The following is a 24,323-nucleotide window of genomic DNA, read 5'->3' as shown; positions in this document are numbered from 1 at the left end:
GGGGCGCCAGCGCCCCGTTGTTTACGCATCGCTCAGGACTTGGCCTTGTCCTTCAGCCTGGCCAGCACGCTGTCGGCACTGGCGCTGTCGGCCTTGATGCCGGCGGCGCGCAGCTTGGCTTCCAGCGAATCGTCCGGCGCACTGGTAGCGGCCAGCTCGGCCGAGGCTTCCATCTTCGCAGCACGCTCGGCCTGCTTCTGTTTGATGCGCTCGAGCGACTCGACCGCGGTCTGCAGCTTGGCTTGCGAGCCGCCGTAACGCTGAGCCACGGCCATCTGCGCCTTCTGCACGCTCTCGGTGGCCTTGACCGTGTCCACCTGCTGCTTGAGGCGCTTGATGTTGCCTTCGGCCTGGGTCACGGCCTTGCGCAGCTGCGCCACGCTGGCGGCGAAACCTTCGGCCTGCTCGCGCTCGCTGGCCAGTTCGATCTCCAGGTTGGCGATCTTCTCGGCCACTTCCTTGGCTAAGGTCTCGTTGCCGGCTTCCAGCGCCTTGAGTGCGTACTGCTCGTATTCGGCGATGCTCGCCGCACTCTTGCTCACCTTGTCGCTGGCCAGCTTGTGCTTGGCCATGATCTCGGCCAGCGCTTCCTTGGAGCGACGCAGCTCGGTGTCGGCGTCGCGGATTTCCTGATCGAGAATGCGCAGGGCCTGGCTGTCCACCACGGCCTCGCCCACTTCATTGGCGCCGCCGCGCAGCGCCGTCAGCAGTTTGCTCCAGACGTTCATCGCACTTCTCCTTTCAGGCACTGGCCGTGAGGAAGCCCTCGTAGGCTTCGGTGGCCTTGATCACGTTGTCCGCCAGCAGCTCGATCTCGAACACCACATCGGACAGGGTCGAGGATGAGCTGAGCGCGCCGAACATGGTGTAACAATCGCGCCCGTCGACCATCTTCTCCAGGCCGATGGACGACAGCGGGAACAGCTTGTGGGTGCGCAGCACTTCTTCGTTGAAGGCGTTGGCGTCCTTGACGTCCGTTGCGGGCCATAGCAGCGCCTCGACGATGATCTGCTCGCCGAACACGGCGATGAATAGCGGCAGGTCACCGTATTCGCGCATGGTCACGTGCAAGCTGGCGTCGGCGCCCTGGATCAGCTCGATGCCGGCCTGCCCGCTGTGGAACAGCTCCGTCGCCGCCAGCGCGTCATACAGCGCCTGGGCGGTCCAAACCTGCGGCATGCTCATACCTTCCTCCTTCTCCATCGAAGCCAGCGTCGACTGAGGCTGGCGCAGTTTGCGTTCGAACGCGACCAGCAGCGGCGCGTGCTCGGGCAGTATCCAGACTTCCTTCTTGACCAGACCCTGCTCGCGCAGGCGCTGACGGTAAAGACGCTGGTAGTGGGCTGATGATTTGTTGTCCATGGAAACTAGCCTAGACCTTCACATGTGATATCGCAATACATCACATGTGATACTTTTCGCACCGCTCGTCGAGCGGACAGGCGGACGCCGTCAACGACCAGATACGGCCGGCGACACGAGAGACTTCAAGGAAAGATCAGGAAGGGGAAAACATCCATGAGAACTTGCCAAGCGCTTCCATTCGCCAGCGGGAATTAAACCGCAGCCCCTATCAGGATGCACGCGCAAAAGCGCCAACCTCTTCGCACTTGCGGCAATTGGCCAGCAAGCTCGCACATGGTCACGCCGGCGGCAATGCAATAGGCTTGCGCACCTGAGCAACCACAGGAGCCACCATGAGCGCCCCCAGCCAACCTCTTGCCGGCCTGAAAGTGATCGAACTCGGCAGCCTGATCGCAGGACCGTTCGCCGCGCGCATCTGCGCCGAGTTCGGCGCCGAGGTGATCAAGGTCGAGTCGCCCGATGGCGGCGACCCGCTGCGCAAGTGGCGCAAGCTGTACGAAGGCACTTCGCTGTGGTGGTTCGTTCAGGCACGCAACAAGCGCTCGATCACCCTCAACCTCAAGCACGAGGCCGGCCGCGACGTGCTGCGCAAGCTGTTGGCGGAGGCCGACATCCTGATCGAGAACTTTCGCCCCGGCGTGCTGGAAAAGCTTGGCCTGGGCTGGGACGCCCTCCACGCACTGAACCCCAGACTGGTGATGGTGCGCCTGTCCGGCTTCGGCCAGAGCGGCCCGATGAAGGATCAGCCGGGGTTCGGCGCAGTCGGCGAATCCATGGGCGGGCTGCGCTACATCACCGGTTTCGAGGATCGCCCGCCAGTGCGCACCGGCATCAGCATCGGCGACTCCATCGCCGCGCTATGGGGCGTGATCGGCGCGCTGATGGCGCTGCGCCAACGCGAAGTCAACGGCGGCAGCGGCCAGGTGGTGGACGTGGCGCTGTACGAGGCGGTGTTCGCCATGATGGAGTCGATGGTGCCGGAGTTCGACGTGTTCGGCTTTATCCGCGAGCGCAGTGGCAACATCATGCCGGGCATCACCCCCTCCTCCATCCACACCACCGCGGACAACAAGCACATCCAGATCGGCGCCAACGGCGACGCCATCTTCAGGCGCTTCATGCTGGCCATCGGGCGCGAGGATCTGGCGAACGACCCTGATCTGGCCAGCAACGATGGCCGCGACGCACGACGCGGCGAACTGTACGAGGTGATCGACCGCTGGACCGCCAGCCTGCCCCTGAGCGAGGTGGAAGCGACACTCAGAGGCGCCGAGGTGCCGGCCAGTCGCATCTACTCGGCCGAAGACATGCTCAAGGATCCGCAGTTTCTCGCCCGCGAGATGTTTCTTTCCGCGCAACTTCCGGACGGCAAGGCGTTCAAGATGCCAGGCATAGTGCCCAAGCTCTCCGACACCCCCGGCGCGGTGCACTGGACGGGGCCGGCCCTGGGCGAACACAACGCCGAGGTATTGAGCAGCCTCGGCTATGACGCCCAGCAGATTGAAGAGCTGCGCAACCAGGGAGCGATCTGACATGAACGAGTTACCGCAGGAGGTGCGCCGCCTGCTGCAGCAAGGTCAGCGCCGGGCCGCCATCGAGCTGCTTTGTCTGCATCAGAGGCTGAGCGAGGAGGAGGCGACTCGACGCATCGATCAGCACCTCGAGGACAACCCGCCACTTCGCCCACGCGGCGCCGCGGTTCTGCTCGCCAGCAAACTCAATTTCCTGGTCTGGCTGATCCTGATCGGCCTGATGGTCCTGGTCGCCTTGTTCCTCAGCCGCTGAAACGAAACCGGCGCCACAAGGGCGCCGGCTTGCATTCACAGACCGGAATTCAGAGCGGCTTGCCGCGATTGCCGTGAGCGGCGACGAACTGCTGCACGGTGCGCAGGTCGTTGGCCAATACCGTGCAACGCTCCTCGCGCTGGAACAGATCGGCCAGGTGCGCCGGCAAGGCCGGAGCCGCATCGATACCAGCCTTCTCCACCGCCTCGGGGAACTTGACCGGATGCGCCGTACCCAGCACCACCATGGGGGTCGCCAGGCTGCGGCGGCATTCGCGCGCAGCGCGCACGCCGATGGCAGTGTGCGGGTCGAGCAGCTCGCCGCACTCCTGATACACATCGGTGATGGTCTCGCAGGTCTGCTCGTCGTTCACCGCCAGCGAATCGAACAGCTTGCGCGCCTCGGTCCAGCGATCTTCCTCGACACTGAAACCGCCGCCCTGCTTGAAGCTGTCCATCAGGCTGGCAATGGCGGCGCCATTGCGGCCATGCAGGTCGAACAGCAGGCGCTCGAAGTTGGACGAGACCATGATGTCCATCGACGGCGACAGGGTCGGGTGCAGGGTGTCCTTGACGTACTGATTGCCGCTCATGAAGCGGTGCAGGATGTCGTTGCGGTTGGTGGCGACGATCAGCTGGCTGACCGGCAGGCCCATGTTGCGCGCCAGGTACCCGGCGAAGATGTCGCCGAAGTTGCCGGTCGGCACCGAGAAGGCGACGGAGCGAGCCGGCGCGCCGAGCTGCAGTGCAGCGTGGAAGTAGTAGACGATCTGGGCCATGATCCGCGCCCAGTTGATCGAGTTGACCGCCACCAGACGCGTGCCCTTGAGGAAGCCCTGGTCGGCGAAGCTGGCCTTGACCATCTCCTGGCAGTCGTCGAAGTTGCCTTCGATGGCGATGTTGTGGATGTTGTCGCCGAGGATGGTGGTCATCTGCCGGCGCTGCACCTCGGACACGCGGTTGTGCGGGTGCATGATGAAGATGTCGACGTTGTCGCAGGCCTTGCAGCCTTCGATGGCCGCCGAGCCGGTGTCGCCGCTGGTGGCGCCCATGATCACCACGCGCTCGCCGCGCTTGGCCAGCACATGGTCGAGCAGACGACCGAGCAGCTGCAGGGCGAAGTCCTTGAACGCCAGGGTCGGGCCGTGGAACAGCTCCAGCACCCACTCGTTGCCGTTGAGCTGACGCAGCGGCGCCACGGCGTTGTGGGCGAACACGCCGTAGGTTTCCTCGAGAATCTTCTTGAAGTCGGCGTCAGCGATGGAGCCGGCAACGAACGGGCGCATCACCCGGAAGGCCAGCTCGTGATAGGGCAGGCCGGCCCAGGAAGCGATTTCCTCGACGGTGAAACGCGGCAGATTCTCCGGCACGTAGAGGCCGCCGTCGCTGGCCAGACCAGCCAGCAGCACGTCTTCGAAATTCAGGGCCGGCGCCTGGCCGCGGGTACTGATATAGCGCATGGGATAAACCTTCGTTCTGCTGCACCCGCAGGCCAAGACCTGCGGGCGGACACATGATTAATTGAGCTGTTCCACGCGGATACGGACGATGGGCGCAGCCACGCCATCCAGCGTTTCCATGGCGGAGATGGCATCGAGGATACGCGCCTCGACCACCCGGTGGGTAACCAGGATCATCGGCACCAGGCCGTCCTGCTCCTCGGCTTCCTTCTGCATGATCGACTCGATGTTGATGCCGCGTTCGGAGAGGATGCTCGCCACCTGTGCCAGCACGCCCGGGTGGTCCTTGGCCTGGATGCGCAGGTAGTAGGCGCTTTCGCACTGTTCGATGGGCAGGATCGGGTGATCGGACAGCGAATCCGGCTGGAAGGCCAGGTGCGGCACACGGTTGGTCGGGTCGGTGGTCAGCGCACGCACCACGTCAACCAGGTCGGCCACCACCGCCGAGGCAGTCGGCTCCATGCCGGCGCCGGCACCGTAGTACAGGGTGCTGCCGACGGCATCGCCATTGACCATCACCGCGTTCATCACGCCGTTGACGTTGGCGATCAGGCGGTCGGCCGGGATCAGCGTCGGGTGCACGCGCAGTTCGAACCCGGCCTCGGTGCGCCGGGCCACGCCCAGGTGCTTGATGCGATAGCCCAGCGCCTCGGCGTAGTTGACGTCGGCCGTGGTCAGGCGGGTGATGCCTTCGGTGTAGGCCTTGTCGAACTGCAGCGGGATGCCGAAGGCGATGGAGGCGAGGATGGTCAGCTTGTGCGCGGCGTCGATGCCCTCGACGTCGAAGGTCGGGTCGGCCTCGGCATAGCCCAGCGCCTGCGCTTCCTTGAGCACGTCGTCGAAGGCACGCCCCTTCTCGCGCATTTCGGTCAGGATGAAGTTGCCGGTGCCGTTGATGATGCCGGCCAGCCAGTTGATGCGATTAGCCGCAAGGCCTTCGCGGATCGCCTTGATCACCGGGATACCCCCGGCCACGGCGGCCTCGAAGGCGACGATCACGCCCTTCTCGCGCGCCTTGGCGAAGATCTCGTTGCCGTGCACGGCGATCAGCGCCTTGTTGGCGGTGACCACGTGCTTGCCGTTGTCGATGGCCTTGAGCACCAGATCGCGGGCCAGGGTGTAGCCACCGATCAGCTCGATGACGATATCGATCTCGGGATTGCTCGCGACGGCGAACACGTCATTGGTCGTGGCGATGCCGGTAATGTCGTACTGCGGCTTGGGCGAGCGAATGGCGATCTGGGCAATCTCGATGCCGCGACCGGCGCGCCGAGTAATCTCCTCGGCATTGCGCTTGAGTACATTCAAAGTACCGCCACCGACGGTGCCCAATCCACAGATGCCCACTTTGACCGGCTTCACACTCAATTCCCCATCAGCACTGCACGAAACGGCCGGAGCATGCCCCGGCCGCGGATAAAGAGCCGCACCTTACGAAGCGGCTGTTTGTTAGTCAATCCACCGCTCACAGAACCTGATCACGAGCTCGCGAGCTAGAGCTATGCAAGGCAAAAACAGGCGAGGAAGCGCAGTTTACGAGTTGTAAATGAGCATTCCGAGCCTGTTTTTAACGCAGCAGAGCCGACGCACAGCAGCTCGTGGGCAGGTTCTTAGTTCGACTCCAGCGCAATTTTGGCCAGCTGCGGCGCCGGCTGATAACCCGGAATCATCTTGCCGTTGGCCAGCACGATGGCCGGCGTGCCGTTGACCCCGATCATCTGGCCCAGCTGGTACTGCTTGGCCACCGGATTGTCACAGGTCGCATCGGCTACGCTCTGGCGAGTCTTGGCGCGGTTCATGGCGTCCTGCTGATCCTTGGCGCACCAGACGTTGACCAGTTCCTTGGCTGCCGGGCTGTTCAGACCCTGGCGCGGGAAGGCGAGATAACGCACCTCGACGCCCAGGCGATTGAGCTCCGGCACTTCGCTGTGCAGCTTCTGGCAATAACCGCAGTCGGTGTCGGTGAAGACGGTGATATGGGTTTTCGGCGCCTTGGGCGCGAACACCACCATCTCCTTGGCCGGAATGGAATTGATCTGCTTGGCCACCGCACGGCTCTCTTCGAGCTCGGTGAGATTGACCGCCTGGCCATCCTTGACCTGGAACAGGTAACCCTGGATCAGGAACTGGCCGTCGGCGCTGGTGTAGAGCTGGCGCCCACCCTTGAGCTGAACCTGATAGATGCCCGGCATCGGGCTCTCGGCGATGGCCTCGATCGGCAGGCTGGCATCCAGCGAAGTCAGGCTCTGGCGGATGGCCTGATCGGGATCGGCAGCCAGGGTGATACCGCTGCCCAGCAGCAGGGCCAGGGCAACGGGAATACGGGTCAGGGACATGAACACTCCTGTCGAACGAGGGACGGCAAATATCGGCACAGCCTACCACAGATGACCGCCAGGCAGCCGGCAGGCGACCGGACGGCGCAGTCAACCGCGCGGATGGTGCTTGGCATGCAGCTCCTGCAACCTCGCCCGAGCGATATGGGTGTAGATCTGCGTGGTGGACAGGTCGCTGTGGCCCAGCAGCATCTGCACCACGCGCAGGTCGGCGCCATGGTTGAGCAGATGGGTAGCGAAGGCATGACGCAGGGTATGCGGCGACAGGGACTTGCTGATGCCGGCCACTTTCGCCTGATGCTTGATCCGATGCCAGAAGGTCTGCCGGGTCATCTGCTCGCCACGCAGGCTGGGAAACAGGACGTCGCTCGGCTTGCCACCCAGCAGCAGCGGCCGCGCCTCGCGACTGTAGCGCTCGATCCAGGCGATGGCCTCCTCGCCCAGCGGCACCAGCCGCTCCTTGCTGCCCTTGCCAAACACACGCAGGACGCCCTGGCGCAGGTTGACCTGCTCCAGAGTCAAGCCGACCAGTTCGCTGACGCGCAGCCCGCAGGCATAGAGCACCTCGAGCATGGCGCGATCGCGCAGGCCTATGGGATCGTCCAGATCCGGAGCCTGCAGTAGCGCCTCGACATCCGCCTCGGACAGCGATTTGGGCAGCGGCCTGCCGATCTGCGGCAGCTCCACCTGCAGACTGGGATCCTCTTCGACAACCCCTTCGCGCAGCAGAAAGCGATAGAAGCCGCGCACGCCAGAGAGAAACCTTGCCGTGGAGCGCGCCTGATAGCCCTGCTCCAGGCGCCAGGCCAGGTGATCGAGAATGGCATCACGCCCGATGCACTGCAGCTGCAGACCGCGACCATCGAGCCAATGGTTGAAGTGCTCCAGATCGCTGCGATAGGCGGCACGGGTATGAGCGGACAGGCCCTTCTCGAGCCAGAGCGTCTCGAGAAATCGCTCGATCATGGGATGGGACAGAGTGGACATGCGGACACTTCACATACGGCAGGGGCGCTAGTGTTTCACAGGCTCGGGCAGAGGCTCCAGTCACCATCGCCGACTGTTGCCACCAATCGAAACAGGCCGCCGACTGCCACCTCGACTCATGCGACGGACGGCCAGGCAAGCCTATCCTTGGTTGGGTGACACCCCATGAGAAGAGGCCCATGATTTCAACCTGCCATCACTCATCGGTAGCCCCGCCATGACCCAGCACAACCACTCACGCCTCGGCCAGATCCTGATCAGCAAGGGCCTGATCACCTCCGCACAGCTGGACGCCGCGATCAAAGTCCAGCTGATCAGCCGCAAGCGCCTGGGCGAAGTGCTGCTGGAGCAGGGCCTGCTGACCGAGAAACAACTGAGCAGGGCGCTGAAGAAACAGAGCAACCTGCGCCTGGCCGCCACTCTGGTCGCCGCCCTGATGAGCCCATTCCAGATGGCCAGCGCCGACATCCAGCGCCTGCAGCCGCCCAGCAGCGTCAGCCGGAATGAGACGCCACGCGGCATGCAGTCGCTCAGCGACAGCGAAATGAGCTCGGTCAGCGCCCAGGGCCTGGATGACGCTTTGCAAGGCTTGCTGCTGCGCGCGGAAAATGGCGACGGCCTGGGTACGGTCAAGCAACTAGCCAAGCTGGTGATGCCGGTACTGGACAACCTGGACGCCGAAACCGGCCTGCGCGACGTGCGCTATGACACCGGCAAGCTGCGCTCTACGCTGAACGCCGACGGCTCGTTCAACGTCAACCTGCCCAGCTCCATCGGCGAACTGCGCTTCGACAATATTCGCGTCAAAGACGCGCCGCCCGGCCAGAGCTTCGGCAGCCTGAGCCTGCACAACATCGATCTGTCGCAGGCCAGCCTGAAAGTCAGCCTGCGCCCCTGATCCCGGGCATGGCGCGCCAAGAAAGGGACGCCGCAGAAGAACGCCACAGGCATAAAAAAAGCAGCCCGTAGGCTGCTTTTTTTGCGAGAAGCGTCCGAACTTAGGACAGCTTTTCCTTGATGCGCGCGGCTTTGCCGGACAGGTCGCGCAGGTAGTACAGCTTGGCCTTGCGTACGTCACCGCGACGCTTGACGCTCAGGCTGTCGACCAGCGGCGAGTAGGTCTGGAAGGTACGCTCGACGCCAACACCGCTGGAGATCTTGCGCACGGTGAAAGCGCTGTTCAGGCCGCGGTTACGCTTGGCGATCACGACGCCTTCGAAGGCCTGCAGACGCTGACGGTCGCCTTCCTTCACTTTCACTTGCACGACAACGGTGTCGCCCGGGGCGAAAGTCGGGATTTCTTTGTTCATCTGCTCGGCTTCGAGCATCTGGATAATCTTGTTGGTCATGCTGCGCTCCTAAGACAAGCCTCCCGGCCTGCCATCGATACGTTAACTATCGTCCCGCTGGCGGATGTATTCCTCCAGCAGCTTCTTCTCTTCTCCAGAAAGCGAGCGGCTATCCAGAAGATCAGCGCGACGTTCCCAGGTCCGACCAAGGGACTGCTGCAAACGCCAGCGCCGGATGTGTTCGTGGTTGCCACTAAGCAACACTTCGGGAACACGTTTATCCGCATACACCTCCGGGCGGGTGTAGTGCGGGCAGTCGAGCAGGCCATCCGTAAAGGAATCCTCCTCGGCCGAATCGGCATGACCCAATGCACCAGGCAAAAGGCGCGTTACCGCATCGATCAGCACCATGGCCGGCAGCTCACCGCCGGACAGGACGTAGTCGCCAATCGACCATTCCTCATCGACATGCGTCTCGATGAAACGCTCGTCGATGCCTTCATAACGACCGGCGATCAGGATCAGTGCATGCTCCTGCGCCAGCTCGCGGACCGCAGCCTGATTCAGGCGGCGTCCCTGCGGCGACAGGTAGATCACCTTCGCCGTCTCCCCCGCGGCCTGCCTGGCGCTGGCCAGGGCATCCTCGAGAGGCTTGATCTTCATCACCATTCCCGGACCACCGCCAAAGGGGCGGTCATCCACCGTGTGGTGACGATCCGTCGTGTAGTCCCGCGGGTTCCAGCAATTGAGCTTGAGCAGCTCCTGCTTGACCGCACGACTGGTGATGCCGTACTCGCCGATGGCGGCAAACATTTCCGGGAACAGGGTGATGACTTCTACGCGCATGAGCCTTAGAAATCCGCATCCCAGTCGACCCGCATCTCGCCAGCTGCCAGATCGATCGAAAGCACGCACTGATCCGTGTAGGGCAGCAAACGCTCGCGATCATCCAGGCTGCCTGCGCAAGCCTTGACCACCATCACATCGTTGGCACCGGTCTCGAACAGATGGTCGACCACACCGAGCAACTGCCCCGCCTGATCGATGACCTTCAAGCCCTGCAACTGGTACCAGTAGAACTCGCCCTCTTCCAGGTCCGGCAGCTCGCTGCGCGGCACGCAGATCTCGAAACCGGCGTAGGTACGCGCAATTTCGCGATCATCCAGACCTTTCAACTTGGCTACCAGCACCTTGCCTTGCAGGCGGCCGCTGGCCAGTTCCACTTTCTTTACCTCACCGTCACGCCTGAGCGTCCAGTGGCGGTAGTCGAGCACGTTATCGATGGGGTCGGTAAAGGAATACACCTTCACTTCACCCCTGACGCCGTGCACCGAAACAATCTTGCCGAGAACGATCAAATCCTCGGCGACGGCCGGCGTCGTACTCATAAAAGATGCTTAGGCAGCAGCCTTGGCAGCTTCCTTGAGCAGCTGAGCAACACGCTCAGACGGCTGAGCGCCCTGGCCCAGCCAGTAGGTCGCACGCTCTTGGTCAACAGACAGACGCACTTCGCCACCGGCAGCGATCGGGTTGAAGAAACCGATACGCTCAACGAAACGACCGTCGCGCGCGTTGCGGCTGTTGGTCACGGTCAGGTGGTAGAAGGGGCGCTTTTTGGAGCCGCCACGAGCAAGACGGATGGTTACCATGTGAACATCGTTCCTGTAGTCGGTGCTAACTTGAGGCACACATTAAAAATGGGCCTAGGCCCGAAAGGCCGCATATTTTAAGGATTATGCGGCGGTTTGCAAATCTCTTTTTCCGCCCGGCCATCGACCGGGGCGCAGGCCTTCAGAATTTCGGCATTCCGCCGCCGGGGAACATGCCACCCATGCCGCGCATCATCTTGGCCATGCCACCCTTGGCGGTGAATTTCTTCATCATCTTCTGCATCTGCTTGTGCTGCTTGATCAGCCTGCCGATGTCCTGCACCTGAGTGCCGGAGCCCAGGGCGATGCGTCGCTTGCGCGAGCCGCTGATGATGTCCGGGTCGCGGCGCTCGGCCGGCGTCATCGAGTTGATGATCGCCTCCATCTGCTTGAACTGCTTCTCGGCCGCGCCCTGGGCGTTGCCCATCTGCGACAGGTTGACGCCACCGATGGACGGCAGCTTGTCCATCAGGCCGCCGAGACCGCCCATGTTCTTCATCTGCTGCAGCTGATCACGGAAGTCTTCGAGATCGAAGCCCTTGCCCTTCTTCAGCTTCTTGGTGAGTTTCTCGGCCTTTTCGCGATCGAGGGTCTGCTCGGCCTGCTCGATCAGGCTGAGCACATCGCCCATGCCGAGGATGCGCGAGGCGATACGATCCGGATGGAAGGGCTCGAGCGCATCGCTCTTCTCGCCCATACCGATGAACTTGATCGGCTTGCCGGTGATATGGCGCACCGACAGCGCAGCACCGCCACGGGCATCGCCGTCGACCTTGGTCAGCACCACACCGGTCAGCGGCAGCGCGTCGCTGAACGCCTTGGCGGTGTTGGCGGCGTCCTGACCGGTCATGGCGTCGACCACGAACAGCGTCTCGACCGGCTTGACCGCCGCATGCAGGGCCTGGATCTCGGCCATCATCTCGGCATCCACGGCCAGGCGACCGGCGGTATCGAGGATGACCACGTCGATGAACTTCAGCTTGGCTTCGCGGATCGCTGCGTTGGCGATGTCCACCGGCTTCTGGCTGGCATCGGAGGGAAAGAAGTTGACGCCCAGGTCGCCGGCCAGGGTTTCCAGCTGCTTGATCGCCGCCGGGCGGTAGACGTCGGCGGACACCAGCAGCACCGACTTCTTCTTGCGCTCCTTGAGGAACTTGGCCAGCTTGCCGGCGGTGGTGGTCTTGCCCGCCCCCTGCAGGCCGGCCATCAGCACCACGGCGGGCGGCGCCGCATTGAGCGACAGGTCTTCGTTGGCGGCGCCCATCAGCTCTTCGAGCTCGGCGCGGACGATCTTCACGAAGGCCTGGCCCGGGGTCAGGCTCTTGGACACCTCGGTGCCAACGGCACGCTCCTTGACCTTGCCGACGAAGTCCTTGACCACCGGCAGAGCCACGTCGGCCTCGAGCAGGGCCATGCGCACTTCGCGCAGCGTATCCTTGATGTTGTCTTCGGTCAGCTTGGCCTTGCCCGTGACGTTACGCAGCGTCTGGGACAGGCGATCGGTAAGATTTTCGAACATGCGCGTTCCTTCGATAGGGGCGACCCGGCGCGCCGGGTGTGCGACAGGCGGCGGATTATAGCGAAGTCGCCGAGCGGCCGACACCGCCGGCAGTCTTTCGTGCAGACGCCCTTCTGTGCCACACTCAGCGCCTTTCGGGCTCGCCTTACACGGATTTATGCACCCTTTGCTGCCCAGCCTCGCCGCCGCCCTCCTCTATGCCGGCGCCGCCGCTTACCAGGGTCTGCGCCTGACTCAGCGCAGCATTCCCGACAAACGTCTGCTCACGCTGCTCGGCGTGGCCGCGCTCTGCCTGCACGGCGTCAGCCTGTTCTACCAGCTGTACGGTGCCCATGGCCTTTATCTGGACTTCTTCAACGCCGCCAGCCTGATCGCCGGCGCGGTGATCGCGCTGATCCTTCTGGCCTGCCTGCGCATACCGGTGGAAAACCTGCTGCTGCTGCTGTTCCCACTCGGCACGCTGACCGTACTGGCAGCCGAGTTCATGCCCAGCGGCACCATCAACCCGATCAACGAGCACCCCGGCATCCTCGCCCACATCCTGTTCTCGATCCTGGCCTACGGCATGCTCACCATCGCCGTGTTCCAGTCGATCCTGTTGCTGCTGCAGGACCATCAGCTCAAGCACAAGCATCCGTCCGGGCTGATTCGCAACTTCCCACCGCTGCAGACCATGGAAAGCCTGCTGTTCGGCTTCCTCTTCGCCGGCTGGGCGCTGCTGTCGCTGTCGCTGCTGTCCGGCGCGCTGTACATCGATGATCTGTTCGCCCAGCACCTGGCGCACAAGACCATCCTCTCCTGCTTTGCCTGGGTGGTGTTCGCCGTGCTGCTGTGGGGTCGCCACCAGCTCGGCTGGCGCGGTCACAAGGCCATTCGCTGGACCCTGGCCGGGTTCTGCCTGCTGATGCTGGCCTACTTCGGCAGCAAGCTGGTACGCGAATTCATTCTGCACATCTGAGGCAGCCCTCGTGGACGACCTTCATTCGAGCTACCTGCTCGGCCTGCTGATCTTCCTGATTCTCTGCTCGGCGTTCTTCTCCAGCTCCGAGACCGGCATGCTCAGCCTCAACCGCTATCGGCTCAAGCATCTGGCCAAGGAAGGACACAGCGGCGCCAAGCGCGTGACCCGCCTGCTGGACCGCCCGGACCGCCTGCTGGGCACCATTCTGGTCGGCAACAACGTGGTCAACATTCTTGCCGCCTCCATCGCCACGGTGCTGGCGGTGGACCTGTGGGGCGAGGCCGGCATCGCCATCGCCACCGCCGGCCTGACCATCGTCGTGCTGATCTTCGGCGAGATCACGCCCAAGACCCTCGCGGCGCTGCGCCCGGAGCTGGTGGCCTTCCCCGCCAGCCGCGTACTGAGCCTGCTGCAGCGCCTGCTCTATCCGGTGGTGTGGCTTACCGGCGCGATCAGCAATGGCCTGCTGCGCCTGATCGGCGTCGACCCCGCGCAGCGCACCAGCGACAGCCTGTCCACCGAGGAACTGCGCAGCGTGGTGCGTGAATCGGGTTCGGAGCTGCCGAAGAACCGCCAGAACATGCTGCTGGGCATTCTCGACCTGGAGCGGGTCACGGTGGACGACATCATGATCCCGCGCAACGAGGTGGCCGGCATCGACCTCGATGACGACCTGGAAAGCATCGTCGGCCAGCTGCGCAGCACCCCGCACACGCGCCTACCGGTGTTTCGCGGCGACATCAACCAGATCGAGGGCGTGGTGCACATGCGCCAGATCGCCCGCCTGCTGACGCACAACCAGCTGACCAAGGAAGCGCTGCTGGCCGCCTGCCACGAGCCCTACTTCGTGCCGGAGAACACCCCGCTGTCGACCCAGCTGATCAACTTCCAGAAGCAGAAGCGGCGTATCGGCATCGTCGTCGACGAATATGGCGAGGTGATCGGCATCGTCACCCTGGAAGACATCCTCGAAGAGATCGTCGGCGACTTCAGCAATCAGGACAGCCTGCGCAGCCCCGATATCCACCCGCAGGAAGACGGCACCCTGGTCATCGACGGCGCCGCCTACATTCGCGAAGTGAACAAGATCCTCGGCTGGCACCTGCCCAGCGACGGCCCCAAGACCCTCAACGGCCTGATCACCGAAGCGCTGGAAAGCATTCCCGACAGCAGCGTGTGCCTGAAGATCGGCCCCTACCGCCTGGAAATTCTCCAGGCTGCGGAAAACCGCGTGAAGAGCGTGCGTGTCTGGCAGGTGGAGAAGGTCAAACCGGACGCTGCAGCGACGGAATGAGGCGTTCGGCCAGGCCATCGGCCCACTGCCGATAGCCCAATGCCGACGGGTGGTAACCATCCTCGGCCAGATAAGCCGGCTCGAACGGCAGATCCAGCACGCAGTGCAGCGCACCCAGGCGTTGCGCCAGGCCCTGCAGTTCGCGATCCAGCAGGCTGGCTCGCCACCCCATCAACTGCCGCAACAGCCAGGGCAAGGCGCTGAAGTGCTGCAACGGAGGCACGGCGCTGAACGCCACACGGCAGCCCTGCCCCTCCAGTGCCTCTGCCATTCCGGCCAGCGACTGCACCCAGCGCCTGCTCGTGGTGAGGTGAGTGGTGTCGTTGACGCCAAACACCAGCAGCGCCAGATCGGCCGGCTCGGCCAGCCCCAGTGGCAACAGGCGCTCGTGCGCCTGGGCCGCGGTGATGCCGTTCTCGCCACAGGCGCGCCAGCGCACCGGACGCCGGAGGCGCTCGGCCAGTGCGCCGGCCAGACAGCTGGCCAGCGCCAGATCGACACTTTCCACACCAACGCCGGCCACGGTCGACTCGCCAATCAGCAGCAGGCGCAGCGGCTCACCCGGCAAGTCCGCTCCGGCAACGCCGACAGGCTCGCCCTGGGCGATTGGCAGACGCAGTGCAGTACGCCGGGTATGCACCGCCAGCGGCAGCGCCAATGGCAGCAGTGGCACAGTCGCCAGCCACCACAGCGCGTGCCGGCTCACAGCTGCACGCGCACCGCTTGCGCGCTGCGCAGCGCCTTGGCCCGCGCCGCCTCGATGGATTCGTCACGTGCCAGCGCCACCCCCATGCGCCGCTGGCCCTTGACCTCGGGCTTGCCGAACAGACGCAACGCGGTGTCCGCCTCGCTCAGTGCTGCGCCGAGGTTGGCGAAGCTGGTCTGCTGCGAATTGCCCTCGACCAGTATCACTGCCGAAGCCGACGGGCCCATCTGGCGGATCAGCGGAATCGGCAGGCCGAGAATGGCCCGCGCATGCAGGGCAAATTCGGACAGTTCCTGGGAAATCAGCGTCACCAGGCCGGTGTCGTGCGGACGCGGCGAGACCTCGCTGAACCATACCTGATCGCCCCTGACGAACAGCTCGACACCGAACAGGCCACGCCCACCCAGGGCCTCGGTCACCGTCAGCGCCACGCGCTCGGATTCGGCCAAAGCCTTTGCGCTCATCGGCTGCGGCTGCCAGGACTCCTGATAGTCGCCGTTCTCCTGCCGGTGGCCGATCGGCGCGCAGAAGCTGGTGCCCCCAGCGTGGCGCACGGTCAGCAGGGTGATTTCGTAGTCGAAGTCGATGAAGCCCTCGACGATCACCCGCCCCTTGCCGGCACGGCCGCCTTCCTGGGCGTAGTCCCAGGCGCGCTGCAGATCGGCATCACTCTTCAGCACGCTCTGGCCCTTGCCGGAGGAGCTCATGATCGGCTTGACCACGCAGGGATAGCCGACGGACTTCACCGCGGCGGCGTAATCCTCGAAGGTGTCGGAGAAATGGTATGGCGAAGTGGGCAGGCCCAGCGTCTCGGCCGCCAGGCGACGAATGCCTTCGCGGTTCATGGTCAGTTGCGCGGCGCGCGCGGTCGGCACCACGTTGAAGCCTTCGGCTTCCAGCTCCACCAGGGTCGCGGTGGCGATGGCCTCGATCTCCGGGACGATATAGTGCGGCTGCTCCTGCTCAATCACCGCGCGCAGCGCCGCGCCGTCGAGCATGTCGATGACGTGGCTGCGGTGCGCCACCTGCATGGCCGGCGCATTGGCATAGCGATCCACGCCAATCACCTCGCAGCCCAGGCGCTGCAGCTCGATCACCACTTCCTTGCCGAGCTCGCCGCAACCGCACAGCAGCACACGGGTCGCCGAGGGCGACAGAGGGGTTCCAATACGGGGCATGAGTTTTCCTCGAACAGAGAATCAGGAAGGCGTCAGCAGATGGCCGCAAGCACGGGCGCGCTCCAGGCAGAACTGCAGTACCGCGCGGCGCTCGGCATTGTCCATGCGGCCCCAGCGGGTGATTTCGTCGGCCGTGCGCTGACACCCGATGCAGATGTCCTGCTCGTCCAGCGCACAAACGTGGACGCAGGGCGAACGCACCGGCTTTTCCACATCACTCATCGTCAGGCACCAGTTCGCGGGCATAGCGCTGGGCATTATGAACGTAGTGGGCGGCGCTGGCCTCGAGCATCTTCTTCTGCTGCTCGGTCAGTTCGCGCACCACCTTGCCGGGGCTGCCCATGACCAGGCTGCCATCGGGAATCACCTTGCCTTCGGGAATCAGGCTGTTGGCGCCGATGATGCAGTACTTGCCGATCTTCGCGCCGTTGAGGATCACGGCATTGATGCCGATCAGGCTGTAATCGTCCACCGTGCAGCCATGCATCATCACCTTGTGACCGACGGTGACGCCCTTGCCCAGGGTCAGCGGAAAGCCCATGTCGGTGTGCATGACGCTGCCGTCCTGCACGTTGCTGTTCTCACCGATATGGATCAGCTCATTGTCGCCACGCAGCACGGCGCCGAACCAGACGCTGGCACCGGCCTCCAGGCGCACCTTGCCGATCAGGTCGGCGCTTGGCGCGACCCAGCTGTCGGCGTGCAGTTCGACGCGGGACGATCCCAGACGGTATTTCATGACACGGACTCTCAACGCAGGTGAATGAAATGTTCGGGCGGCTGGTGCAGGGCAATCTGCGCATCGTCATAGAGTAGATTGACCAGCTCCACCACCATGATCGCGGTCAGCCCCCAGATGCGGAACTCGCCATAGGTGTAGGACGGCACGTACCAGCTGCGCCCGAGGTAGTCGATGCGATGGGTCAGCTCGCGTGGGTCGCTGCGAAAGAATTCCAGCGGCACGGAAAACACCGCGGCGATCTCGGCGTCATTGGCCTTGTATTCCACATAGTCGGGCACCAGCCCGACATAGGGCGTCACGTGGATGCCATGCCGCGACACCAGGCTGCTGAGCGGTCCGACCATCTCCACCAGCCCTGGCGGCAGACCGATTTCCTCCTCGGCCTCACGCAATGCGGTGTGGATCAGGTCGCGGTCTTCGGGATCGCGGCGCCCGCCCGGGAAAGCGACTTCGCCGCCATGCGTCGACAAACCGCTGGCGCGCAGGGTCAGCACCAGTTCAGGCTCGTCACTGCGGGTGATGGGGACCAGCACCGCCGCCTCGGGAAAGCTGCGCTCGGTCTCCAGAGGGCGTGGTCGATGGCCACGCACGCGATGGAGCAACTCATCCAGCATGGGCATACTCGGAATATTGTTCTGCCGGGCATCATGGCATGAAAGCGCCTGGGCGCCCAACCCCGAAGACAGGACGGTCCGGCCTCGATGGCGGGCTTGCCGGCCAGAATGCCGGCCTTGCAAGATTAGACGCAGCGACAGAGGACAGGGCATGAAATTCTGCAGCCAGTGCGGCAATCCGGTCAGCCGCATGATCCCGGCGGGGGACAACCGCCTGCGCCACGTGTGCGGCCACTGCGCCACCGTGCATTACGAGAATCCGCGCATCGTCGCCGGCTGTCTGCCGGTATGGGGCGAGCAGGTGCTGTTGTGTCGTCGCGCCATCGAGCCGCGCCGGGGTTACTGGACGCTGCCGGCCGGCTTCATGGAAAACGGCGAAACCGTCGAGCAGGCCGCCGCCCGCGAAACCCTGGAGGAGGCCTGCGCGCGGGTACGCGATCTCAGCCTCTATACCCTGTTCGATCTGCCGCATATCAGCCAGGTGTACATGATGTTTCGCGCCGAGCTGGTCGACCTCGATTTTGCCGTGGGCGAAGAGAGCCTGGAGGTGCGGCTGTTCACGGAGAGCGAAATCCCCTGGTCGGAGCTGGCTTTCCCCACCATAGGCCGTACCTTAGAATGTTTCTTCGCCGACCGTCGGCAGAACCTGTTCCCGGTACGCAACGAACCGCTGCAAGCCCTGCGCGCTCACTACCGACCCCGTTGACCCCTTGCCGAGAAGTACCCGATGCGCTGGTTGTTGCCCCTGCTCTGCCTGATCTTCAGCCTCGATGTCCTGGCCAGCACCACGCCGGTGACCAGCAGCCATGCAGTGGACAAGGTGCTGGTCCTCAAGTCGGAACGCAAACTGCATCTGCAACGACGCGGCGAGACCATCAAGTCGTACCGCATCTCCCTGGGCAAGCAACCCAACGGCGCCAAGCAACGCGAGGGCGACCTGCGCACACCGGAAGGTTTCTACTGGATCGACTGGCGCAAGCCGAGCGACAAGTACCAGCTGTCTCTGCACATCTCCTACCCCAACGCACGCGATCTGGCTCGGGCCAAGGAAGCCGGCGTACCGCCGGGCAGCATGATCATGATCCACGGCACGCCGCTGGACGAGGAATACCCGGAGTGGTTCTTCCATACCCTGGACTGGACCGAGGGCTGTATCGCCATGAAGAACGACGACATGCGCGAGGTGTGGAGCCTGGTCAAGGATGGCACGCTGATCGAAATCAGGCCTTGAGCCGCTGCATCGAAAAAGGCGCCGAGGGCGCCTTTTTCATATCGATTCAGAACTGCAGATCGGACAAACGCCAGACGTCGAAAGCCGGCGTTTCATAAGGGTGGCTCTTCTTCAGGGCCTTGACTGCGTCGTGGATCAACTCGTCGGCGACGACCATCTCCACTTTCCATTCGGCAACCTGCTCGATGCTGTCGACCTGGCCGATAAACGGCTGGCTACCTTCCAGAGCGCGGAACTGGCCCTGTCCGAGCACCTGCCAGCAGCAGTTGTCATAACGACCGATGCGGCCACCACCTGCGGCGAAAACCGCCTTTTTCACCGGCTCCAGGTGGGCTTCCGGTACATAGAAACACAGTTTGTACATCAAGTTCTCCGCAACGGGGCAACCGAACAACAGACAAGCCATGACGGCAACATGATGTCACTTTGACATGGGATTGTCTTGAGATCGCCCGCACAAAACTGCACGCAGCATTCAAGGATTCGCTGCTTTCGACTCGGGCGACAGGCGTGGCGTTCTCAGCGGCCAGAGAAAAAGCGTCGCCATTTGTCGGCCAGGCCGGGGGCCGGCGGGCTGTGGCTACCGTCGCAGTAGGGCAGGTTCGCGGAACGGCTGCAGCGGCATAGCAGCAGACGCTGCTCGCGCTCGGGGCGCAGCCCCAGAGATTGCTGGCAGTCGGGTGTGCAGTTCGGCATCTCGGGCGAATGCCCGCAGCGGCATAGGCGATGGGTCTCACCGGGTTTCACCAGGCGGACTTCGGGAAGGATGGGGAGAGGATCATCGGCCATGGCTGGGCCTATGTAGCTTGGATGGAATCCGGGTTAGTGGTGTGAGGGAAACTGCCCCGGATTGTTTCCGGGCTACGGACTCCACGATCGGCTCCCTCTCCCATTTATTGGGGGCACGCCTAGTGGAGAGGGCTGGGGAGAGGGTTCGATATTGGCCATAACGCCCTCTCCCGCCCTACCGATATCTCCGGTGTTATATCTGCAAGCTCAAGCTGAATCGGAGCGCGGCTTTTGCCCTCTCCCGCCCTTCGGGCACCCCGCTCCGCGCCCCGGCCTGATCGCTTCGCGATCAGGCGCTCATCGGCGCAGGAAGCAGTGCTTCCAAAGCGCGCCTCTTCGCCTCATAAATGGGAGAGGGTCAGCAGAAGGCCGCTACGCGGCCGTTGTTAATCCACCCAGACGCGGGCGTTGCGGAACATGCGCATCCAGCCGCCGTCTTCCTGCCACTCGTCCGGGCGCCAGGAGTTCTGCACGGCGCGGAACACCCGCTCCGGGTGCGGCATCATGATGGTCACGCGGCCGTCGCGGCTGGTCAGGCCGGTGATCCCGCGCGGCGACCCGTTGGGGTTGGCCGGGTAGGCTTCGGTGACCTTGCCGTGGTTGTCCACGTAGCGCAGGGCCACGGTGCCGGACAGATCGGCCTCCAGCAGCGCTTCCTCGCTTTCGAACTCGGCATGGCCTTCGCCGTGGGCGATGGCGATCGGCAGGCGCGAACCGGCCATGCCCTGCAGGAAGATCGACGCCGACTCCTGGATCTGCACCATGGCCACGCGCGCTTCGAACTGCTCGGAGCGGTTGCGCACGAAGTGCGGCCAGAACTCGGTGCCCGGAATCAGCTCGTGCAGGTTGCTCATCATCTGGCAGCCGTTGCACACACCGAGGGCGAAGCTGTCCTTGCGCTCGAAGAAGGCCTGGAAGCCGTCGCGGGCACGGGCGTTGAACAGAATCGACTTGGCCCAGCCCTCACCGGCGCCGAGCACGTCGCCGTAGGAGAAGCCGCCGCAGGCCACCAGGCCCTTGAATTCTTCCAGGCTGACGCGGCCAGCCAGGATGTCGCTCATATGCACGTCGATGGCGGCGAAACCGGCGCGGTCGAACGCGGCAGCCATTTCCACCTGACCGTTGACGCCCTGCTCACGCAGGATCGCCACCTGCGGACGCACGCCCTTCTTGATGTAGGGGGCGGCGATGTCCTGGTTGACGTCGAAGCCGAGCTTGACCGACAGACCGGGGTTGTCCTCCTCCAGCAGCAGGTCGAATTCCTGGTCGGCGCCCTGGGCGTTGTCGCGCAGGCGCTGGATGCGGTAGCTGGTTTCGGCCCACTGACGCTGCAGCAGGCGGCGCTCGCCGGCGAACACCGGCTCGCCATTGAAGCTGATGCTGACCTCGCTGTTGTTCACCGCCTGGCCGATCACGGCGACGCAGTCGTCCAGACCGGCGGCGCTGAACTGCGCCAGCACTTCCGGGGTGGCATCCTGGCGCACCTGGATCACCGCGCCCAGCTCTTCGTTGAACAGCACGGCCGGCAGCTCGGAAGCGTTATCAGCCAGCGCATCGAGATTCAGCGATAGGCCGCAGTGGCCGGCAAAGGCCATTTCCAGCACGGTGGTCAGCAGGCCGCCATCGGAACGGTCGTGGTAGGCCAGCAGGTGGCCGTCGGCGTTGAGGCCCTGGATCACGGCGAAGAAGGCCTTGAGGTCTTCGGCGTCGTCGAGGTCCGGCACCTGCTGGCCGATCTGCGCATAGACCTGCGCCAGGATCGAAGCACCCATGCGGTTCTGGCCGCGGCCCAAGTCGATCAGGATCAGATCGGTCTCGCCCTTGTCCATGCGCAGTTGCGGGGTCAGGGTCTGGCGGATGTCCTGCACCGGAGCGAAGCCGGAGATCACCAGCGACAGCGGCGCGGTCACGCTCTTGTCGACGCCCTCTTCCTGCCAGCGGGTCTTCATGGACATGGAGTCCTTGCCCACCGGAATGGTGATGCCAAGCTGCGGGCACAGCTCCATACCCACGGCCTTGACGGTGTCGTACAGGCGGGCGTCTTCGCCCGGGTGGCCGGCGGCAGCCATCCAGTTGGCCGACAACTTGATGTCGGACAGCTTGCCGATACGCGCCGCGGCCAGGTTGGTGATGGTCTCACCGACGGCCATACGGCCCGACGCAGGCGCATCCAGCAGCGCCAGCGGCGTGCGCTCGCCCATGGCCATGGCTTCGCCGGTATAGACGTCGAAGCTGGTGGCGGTGACGGCGCAGTCGGCCACCGGCACCTGCCAGGGGCCGACCATCTGGTCGCGCGCCACCAGACCGGTGATGGTGCGGTCGCCGATGGTGATCAAAAAGCTCTTGCTGGCCACGGCCGGGTGACGCAGCACACGGCCCAGCGCTTCTTCGATGTCGACGCTGGCGGCGTTGAAGTCATCGCCCTGCTCGGCTTCGCGGCTGACGCTGCGATGCATGCGCGGTGGTTTGCCCAGCAGCACCTCCAGCGGCATGTCCACCGGAGTGTTATTGAAGTGACTGTCGGTGACGGTCAGGTGCGGTTCGGCGGTGGCCTCACCGACCACGGCGAAGGGGCAACGCTCGCGTTCGCAGATGGCCTGGAAGCGCTCGAAGTCGGCCGCATCGACGGACAGCACGTAACGCTCCTGCGACTCGTTGCACCAGATCTCGTGCGGGGCCATGCCCGGCTCGTCGTTGGGTACCTTGCGCAGCTCGAAGCGACCGCCACGACCGCCGTCGTTGATCAGCTCCGGCAGGGCGTTGGAGATGCCGCCGGCGCCAACGTCGTGGATGAACTTGATCGGGTTGGCTTCGCCCAGCTGCCAGCAGCGGTCGATGACCTCCTGGCAGCGACGTTCCATTTCCGGGTTCTCGCGCTGCACCGAGGCGAAGTCCAGGTCGGCCGAGCTGGCGCCGGTGGCCATCGAGGAAGCAGCGCCGCCGCCCAGACCGATGAGCATGGCCGGGCCGCCGAGCACGATCAGCTTGGCGCCAACCGAGATCTCGCCCTTCTGCACATGGTTTTCGCGGATGTTGCCGAGGCCGCCGGCGAGCATGATCGGCTTGTGGTAGCCGCGCACTTCTTCGCCACGCGGGCTGTTGACCGCCTGCTCGAAGGTACGGAAGTAGCCGTTGAGTGCCGGACGACCGAACTCGTTATTGAACGCGGCGCCGCCCAGCGGGCCTTCGATCATGATGTCCAGCGCGCTGACGATGCGCTCGGGCTTGCCGTAGGGCTTTTCCCAGGGCTGGAGGAAATCGGGGATATTCAGGTTGGAAACCGAGAAACCGGTCAGACCGGCCTTGGGCTTGGCGCCACGACCGGTGGCGCCTTCGTCGCGAATCTCACCGCCGGAGCCGGTGGAGGCGCCCGGGAACGGCGCGATGGCAGTCGGGTGGTTGTGCGTCTCCACCTTCATCAGGATATGCACCGGCTCCTGCACCGCGCCGTACTGGCGGGTTTCCGGATTGGGGAAGAAACGCCCGGCGGTGAAGCCTTCGATGACCGAGGCGTTGTCCTTGTAGGCGGACAGCACGCCTTCGCTGTGCATCTGGTAGGTGTTCTTGATCATGCCGAACAGCGACTTGTCCTGGCTTTCGCCATCGATGTCCCAGCTGGCATTGAAGATCTTGTGGCGGCAGTGCTCGGAGTTGGCCTGGGCAAACATCATCAGTTCGATGTCGTGCGGGTTGCGCCCCAGGTCATTGAAGCTCTTGACCAGGTAGTCGATTTCGTCCTCGGCCAGGGCCAGGCCCAAGTCCTGGTTGGCCTGCTCCAGCGCGGCGCGGCCACCGCCGAGCACGTCCACGGCGGTCAGCGGCTTGGGCTCGGCGTGGCTGAACAGCGCGGCAGCATCCTCGAGGGCACTCAGCACCAGCTGAGTCATGCGGTCATGCAGCAGAGCGGCGACGGCGGCGCTGTCGGCTTCGCTCAGCTCGCCGCTGACGTAATAGGCGATGCCGCGCTCCAGACGCTGGATCTTGCCCAGGCCGCAGTTGCGGGCAATGTCGCTGGCCTTGCTCGACCAGGGCGAGATGGTGCCGAAGCGCGGAATGGTCAGAAACAGTTTGCCGCTGGGCTCCTGCACCGGCACGCTCGGGCCGTACTTGAGCAGCCGCGCCAGCACTTGTTCCTCATCGGCGTTGAGCACGCCGGTGACGTCGGCGAAATGCGCGAACTCGGCGTACAGCCCGGTCACGGCCGGCACCTTGCTGGTCAGTTGCTCAAGCAATTTGCCATGGCGGAAAGCGGAAAGGGCGGGAGCGCCGCGCAGAATCAACATCGTCGGAACAGCCTCTGGGAAGGAGATGCTAGGAGGCCGTGCATTCTAGCCTAAAGCCGCGTCTGCGGCACCTGTGCCGGGTGCTTTCGAGATGGGCGAGCGCTAGCAGAGAAGCGAAGCGCTGTCGAGATATGGC

General features: G+C 64.1%; 26 protein-coding genes. 7 read left to right on the top strand and 19 right to left on the bottom strand.

What is annotated here, in order from left to right; genetic code table 11:
* Positions 1-32 precede the first annotated feature (32 nt).
* Together N7333_RS14695 and N7333_RS14690 are read right to left on the bottom strand one after the other, a co-directional pair.
* The gene (locus N7333_RS14695; RefSeq protein WP_003246139.1) at positions 33-728 is read right to left on the bottom strand and encodes a PspA/IM30 family protein; all 696 of its coding nucleotides are present in this window, start codon (positions 726-728) and stop codon (positions 33-35) included.
* A 13-nt stretch (positions 729-741) separates the two neighbouring features.
* Positions 742-1,362 carry a YjfI family protein gene (locus N7333_RS14690; RefSeq protein ID WP_129481709.1) on the bottom strand — a complete coding sequence of 207 codons (621 nt, stop codon included), beginning with the start codon at positions 1,360-1,362 and terminating at the stop codon, positions 742-744.
* Between the two features lie 335 nt (positions 1,363-1,697).
* On the opposite strand from N7333_RS14690, the gene N7333_RS14685 reads away from it, so the two are divergent.
* Positions 1,698-2,897, top strand: a complete 1,200-nt coding sequence (locus N7333_RS14685) for a CaiB/BaiF CoA-transferase family protein (protein WP_129481710.1) — start codon at positions 1,698-1,700, stop codon at positions 2,895-2,897.
* Position 2,898: 1 nt separating this feature from the next.
* Positions 2,899-3,150, top strand: a complete 252-nt coding sequence (locus N7333_RS14680; protein ID WP_012019454.1) for a hypothetical protein — start codon at positions 2,899-2,901, stop codon at positions 3,148-3,150.
* Between the two features lie 49 nt (positions 3,151-3,199).
* On the opposite strand, the gene thrC is transcribed toward N7333_RS14680, so the two are convergent.
* From thrC to xerD, 4 genes are all read right to left on the bottom strand, one after another.
* The gene (gene thrC / locus N7333_RS14675) at positions 3,200-4,609 is read right to left on the bottom strand and encodes a threonine synthase (RefSeq protein ID WP_129481711.1); all 1,410 of its coding nucleotides are present in this window, start codon (positions 4,607-4,609) and stop codon (positions 3,200-3,202) included.
* 57 nt (positions 4,610-4,666) lie between these two features.
* On the bottom strand, positions 4,667-5,971 hold the full coding sequence (locus N7333_RS14670) for a homoserine dehydrogenase (protein ID WP_012019456.1): 1,305 nt from the start codon (positions 5,969-5,971) through the stop codon (positions 4,667-4,669).
* A 248-nt stretch (positions 5,972-6,219) separates the two neighbouring features.
* Positions 6,220-6,945, bottom strand: coding sequence for a thioredoxin fold domain-containing protein (locus N7333_RS14665; protein WP_279859040.1), 726 nt, complete (start codon positions 6,943-6,945; stop codon positions 6,220-6,222).
* Between the two features lie 90 nt (positions 6,946-7,035).
* The gene (gene xerD / locus N7333_RS14660) at positions 7,036-7,932 is read right to left on the bottom strand and encodes a site-specific tyrosine recombinase XerD (RefSeq protein ID WP_003246150.1); all 897 of its coding nucleotides are present in this window, start codon (positions 7,930-7,932) and stop codon (positions 7,036-7,038) included.
* A gap of 217 nt (positions 7,933-8,149) precedes the next feature.
* On the opposite strand from xerD, the gene N7333_RS14655 reads away from it, so the two are divergent.
* Complete coding sequence (locus tag N7333_RS14655; protein ID WP_003246152.1) at positions 8,150-8,830, top strand: hypothetical protein; 681 nt, start codon at positions 8,150-8,152, stop codon at positions 8,828-8,830.
* Between the two features lie 100 nt (positions 8,831-8,930).
* On the opposite strand, the gene rplS is transcribed toward N7333_RS14655, so the two are convergent.
* The 5 genes from rplS to ffh form a co-directional block, all read right to left on the bottom strand.
* Positions 8,931-9,281 (bottom strand): 50S ribosomal protein L19, encoded by a 351-nt coding sequence (gene rplS, locus N7333_RS14650; protein WP_003246155.1) that lies wholly within the window; start codon positions 9,279-9,281, stop codon positions 8,931-8,933.
* A gap of 42 nt (positions 9,282-9,323) precedes the next feature.
* On the bottom strand, positions 9,324-10,067 hold the full coding sequence (trmD, locus tag N7333_RS14645) for a tRNA (guanosine(37)-N1)-methyltransferase TrmD (protein WP_129481712.1): 744 nt from the start codon (positions 10,065-10,067) through the stop codon (positions 9,324-9,326).
* A gap of 5 nt (positions 10,068-10,072) precedes the next feature.
* Positions 10,073-10,609, bottom strand: a complete 537-nt coding sequence (rimM, locus tag N7333_RS14640; protein ID WP_012019460.1) for a ribosome maturation factor RimM — start codon at positions 10,607-10,609, stop codon at positions 10,073-10,075.
* 9 nt (positions 10,610-10,618) lie between these two features.
* Positions 10,619-10,870 carry a 30S ribosomal protein S16 gene (rpsP, locus tag N7333_RS14635; RefSeq protein ID WP_003246162.1) on the bottom strand — a complete coding sequence of 84 codons (252 nt, stop codon included), beginning with the start codon at positions 10,868-10,870 and terminating at the stop codon, positions 10,619-10,621.
* A gap of 142 nt (positions 10,871-11,012) precedes the next feature.
* On the bottom strand, positions 11,013-12,389 hold the full coding sequence (gene ffh / locus N7333_RS14630; protein ID WP_129481713.1) for a signal recognition particle protein: 1,377 nt from the start codon (positions 12,387-12,389) through the stop codon (positions 11,013-11,015).
* A gap of 157 nt (positions 12,390-12,546) precedes the next feature.
* Between ffh and ccsA the strand changes: the two genes are divergently transcribed.
* Together ccsA and N7333_RS14620 are read left to right on the top strand one after the other, a co-directional pair.
* Positions 12,547-13,347 (top strand): cytochrome c biogenesis protein CcsA, encoded by an 801-nt coding sequence (gene ccsA / locus N7333_RS14625; RefSeq protein ID WP_003246164.1) that lies wholly within the window; start codon positions 12,547-12,549, stop codon positions 13,345-13,347.
* A gap of 10 nt (positions 13,348-13,357) precedes the next feature.
* Positions 13,358-14,644, top strand: coding sequence for an HlyC/CorC family transporter (locus tag N7333_RS14620; protein WP_003246165.1), 1,287 nt, complete (start codon positions 13,358-13,360; stop codon positions 14,642-14,644).
* Here the strand turns inward: N7333_RS14620 and N7333_RS14615 are convergent.
* From N7333_RS14615 to N7333_RS14595, 5 genes are read right to left on the bottom strand one after another with little or no spacing between them, the layout of a single operon-like run.
* Positions 14,616-15,350, bottom strand: a complete 735-nt coding sequence (locus N7333_RS14615) for an SGNH/GDSL hydrolase family protein (protein ID WP_129481714.1) — start codon at positions 15,348-15,350, stop codon at positions 14,616-14,618. The two genes, N7333_RS14620 and N7333_RS14615, sit on opposite strands and share 29 nt — an antisense overlap.
* Complete coding sequence (gene purT, locus N7333_RS14610; RefSeq protein WP_129481715.1) at positions 15,347-16,528, bottom strand: formate-dependent phosphoribosylglycinamide formyltransferase; 1,182 nt, start codon at positions 16,526-16,528, stop codon at positions 15,347-15,349. The genes N7333_RS14615 and purT overlap by 4 nt, the downstream gene beginning before the upstream one ends.
* Before the next feature lie 21 nt (positions 16,529-16,549).
* Positions 16,550-16,750: a DUF1289 domain-containing protein gene (locus N7333_RS14605; protein WP_003246171.1), complete on the bottom strand. Its 201-nt coding sequence runs from the start codon at positions 16,748-16,750 to the stop codon at positions 16,550-16,552.
* Positions 16,743-17,267, bottom strand: a complete 525-nt coding sequence (locus N7333_RS14600) for a gamma carbonic anhydrase family protein (protein ID WP_012019464.1) — start codon at positions 17,265-17,267, stop codon at positions 16,743-16,745. Before N7333_RS14600 ends, N7333_RS14605 begins: the two co-directional genes overlap by 8 nt.
* Before the next feature lie 11 nt (positions 17,268-17,278).
* Entirely contained in the window at positions 17,279-17,884 is a 606-nt protein-coding gene (locus N7333_RS14595) for a CoA pyrophosphatase (protein WP_003246173.1), read from the bottom strand.
* A gap of 151 nt (positions 17,885-18,035) precedes the next feature.
* Here N7333_RS14595 and N7333_RS14590 point away from each other — a divergent pair, with 151 nt between their 5' ends.
* Together N7333_RS14590 and N7333_RS14585 are read left to right on the top strand one after the other, a co-directional pair.
* Complete coding sequence (locus N7333_RS14590; protein WP_003246176.1) at positions 18,036-18,590, top strand: NUDIX hydrolase; 555 nt, start codon at positions 18,036-18,038, stop codon at positions 18,588-18,590.
* Positions 18,591-18,611: 21 nt separating this feature from the next.
* A complete protein-coding gene (locus N7333_RS14585; protein ID WP_129481716.1) occupies positions 18,612-19,115 on the top strand; it encodes a L,D-transpeptidase family protein in 504 nt (167 codons plus the stop codon).
* Positions 19,116-19,161: 46 nt separating this feature from the next.
* On the opposite strand, the gene N7333_RS14580 is transcribed toward N7333_RS14585, so the two are convergent.
* The 3 genes from N7333_RS14580 to purL all read right to left on the bottom strand — a co-directional run bounded on the left by N7333_RS14580 (position 19,162) and on the right by purL (position 24,187).
* Complete coding sequence (locus tag N7333_RS14580) at positions 19,162-19,479, bottom strand: YqfO family protein (protein ID WP_003246179.1); 318 nt, start codon at positions 19,477-19,479, stop codon at positions 19,162-19,164.
* A gap of 155 nt (positions 19,480-19,634) precedes the next feature.
* Positions 19,635-19,811 (bottom strand): CDGSH iron-sulfur domain-containing protein, encoded by a 177-nt coding sequence (locus tag N7333_RS14575; protein WP_129481823.1) that lies wholly within the window; start codon positions 19,809-19,811, stop codon positions 19,635-19,637.
* Between the two features lie 479 nt (positions 19,812-20,290).
* A complete protein-coding gene (gene purL / locus N7333_RS14570; RefSeq protein ID WP_129481717.1) occupies positions 20,291-24,187 on the bottom strand; it encodes a phosphoribosylformylglycinamidine synthase in 3,897 nt (1,298 codons plus the stop codon).
* Positions 24,188-24,323: the final 136 nt, after the last annotated feature.

The sequence above is a fragment of the Pseudomonas sp. GD04158 genome, from assembly GCF_029834875.1.
GTDB classification, from domain to species: domain Bacteria; phylum Pseudomonadota; class Gammaproteobacteria; order Pseudomonadales; family Pseudomonadaceae; genus Aquipseudomonas; species Aquipseudomonas hydrolytica.
Note: the sequence above shows the minus strand (reverse complement) of the source record. Positions and strands in the feature narration are given on the sequence as shown.

What these genes read in the sequence shown, in the direction of transcription:
- N7333_RS14695 (WP_003246139.1), bottom strand. Translation starts at nt 728, where the DNA reads ATGAACGTCTGGAGCAAACTGCTGACGGCGCTGCGCGGCGGCGCCAAT.
- N7333_RS14690 (WP_129481709.1), bottom strand. Translation starts at nt 1,362, where the DNA reads ATGGACAACAAATCATCAGCCCACTACCAGCGTCTTTACCGTCAGCGC.
- N7333_RS14685 (WP_129481710.1), top strand. Translation starts at nt 1,698, where the DNA reads ATGAGCGCCCCCAGCCAACCTCTTGCCGGCCTGAAAGTGATCGAACTC.
- N7333_RS14680 (WP_012019454.1), top strand. Translation starts at nt 2,899, where the DNA reads ATGAACGAGTTACCGCAGGAGGTGCGCCGCCTGCTGCAGCAAGGTCAG.
- thrC (WP_129481711.1), bottom strand. Translation starts at nt 4,609, where the DNA reads ATGCGCTATATCAGTACCCGCGGCCAGGCGCCGGCCCTGAATTTCGAA.
- N7333_RS14665 (WP_279859040.1), bottom strand. Translation starts at nt 6,945, where the DNA reads ATGTCCCTGACCCGTATTCCCGTTGCCCTGGCCCTGCTGCTGGGCAGC.
- xerD (WP_003246150.1), bottom strand. Translation starts at nt 7,932, where the DNA reads ATGTCCACTCTGTCCCATCCCATGATCGAGCGATTTCTCGAGACGCTC.
- N7333_RS14655 (WP_003246152.1), top strand. Translation starts at nt 8,150, where the DNA reads ATGACCCAGCACAACCACTCACGCCTCGGCCAGATCCTGATCAGCAAG.
- rplS (WP_003246155.1), bottom strand. Translation starts at nt 9,281, where the DNA reads ATGACCAACAAGATTATCCAGATGCTCGAAGCCGAGCAGATGAACAAA.
- trmD (WP_129481712.1), bottom strand. Translation starts at nt 10,067, where the DNA reads ATGCGCGTAGAAGTCATCACCCTGTTCCCGGAAATGTTTGCCGCCATC.
- rimM (WP_012019460.1), bottom strand. Translation starts at nt 10,609, where the DNA reads ATGAGTACGACGCCGGCCGTCGCCGAGGATTTGATCGTTCTCGGCAAG.
- rpsP (WP_003246162.1), bottom strand. Translation starts at nt 10,870, where the DNA reads ATGGTAACCATCCGTCTTGCTCGTGGCGGCTCCAAAAAGCGCCCCTTC.
- ffh (WP_129481713.1), bottom strand. Translation starts at nt 12,389, where the DNA reads ATGTTCGAAAATCTTACCGATCGCCTGTCCCAGACGCTGCGTAACGTC.
- ccsA (WP_003246164.1), top strand. Translation starts at nt 12,547, where the DNA reads ATGCACCCTTTGCTGCCCAGCCTCGCCGCCGCCCTCCTCTATGCCGGC.
- purT (WP_129481715.1), bottom strand. Translation starts at nt 16,528, where the DNA reads ATGCCCCGTATTGGAACCCCTCTGTCGCCCTCGGCGACCCGTGTGCTG.
- N7333_RS14605 (WP_003246171.1), bottom strand. Translation starts at nt 16,750, where the DNA reads ATGAGTGATGTGGAAAAGCCGGTGCGTTCGCCCTGCGTCCACGTTTGT.
- N7333_RS14600 (WP_012019464.1), bottom strand. Translation starts at nt 17,267, where the DNA reads ATGAAATACCGTCTGGGATCGTCCCGCGTCGAACTGCACGCCGACAGC.
- N7333_RS14595 (WP_003246173.1), bottom strand. Translation starts at nt 17,884, where the DNA reads ATGCTGGATGAGTTGCTCCATCGCGTGCGTGGCCATCGACCACGCCCT.
- N7333_RS14590 (WP_003246176.1), top strand. Translation starts at nt 18,036, where the DNA reads ATGAAATTCTGCAGCCAGTGCGGCAATCCGGTCAGCCGCATGATCCCG.
- N7333_RS14585 (WP_129481716.1), top strand. Translation starts at nt 18,612, where the DNA reads ATGCGCTGGTTGTTGCCCCTGCTCTGCCTGATCTTCAGCCTCGATGTC.
- N7333_RS14580 (WP_003246179.1), bottom strand. Translation starts at nt 19,479, where the DNA reads ATGTACAAACTGTGTTTCTATGTACCGGAAGCCCACCTGGAGCCGGTG.
- N7333_RS14575 (WP_129481823.1), bottom strand. Translation starts at nt 19,811, where the DNA reads ATGCCGAACTGCACACCCGACTGCCAGCAATCTCTGGGGCTGCGCCCC.
- purL (WP_129481717.1), bottom strand. Translation starts at nt 24,187, where the DNA reads ATGTTGATTCTGCGCGGCGCTCCCGCCCTTTCCGCTTTCCGCCATGGC.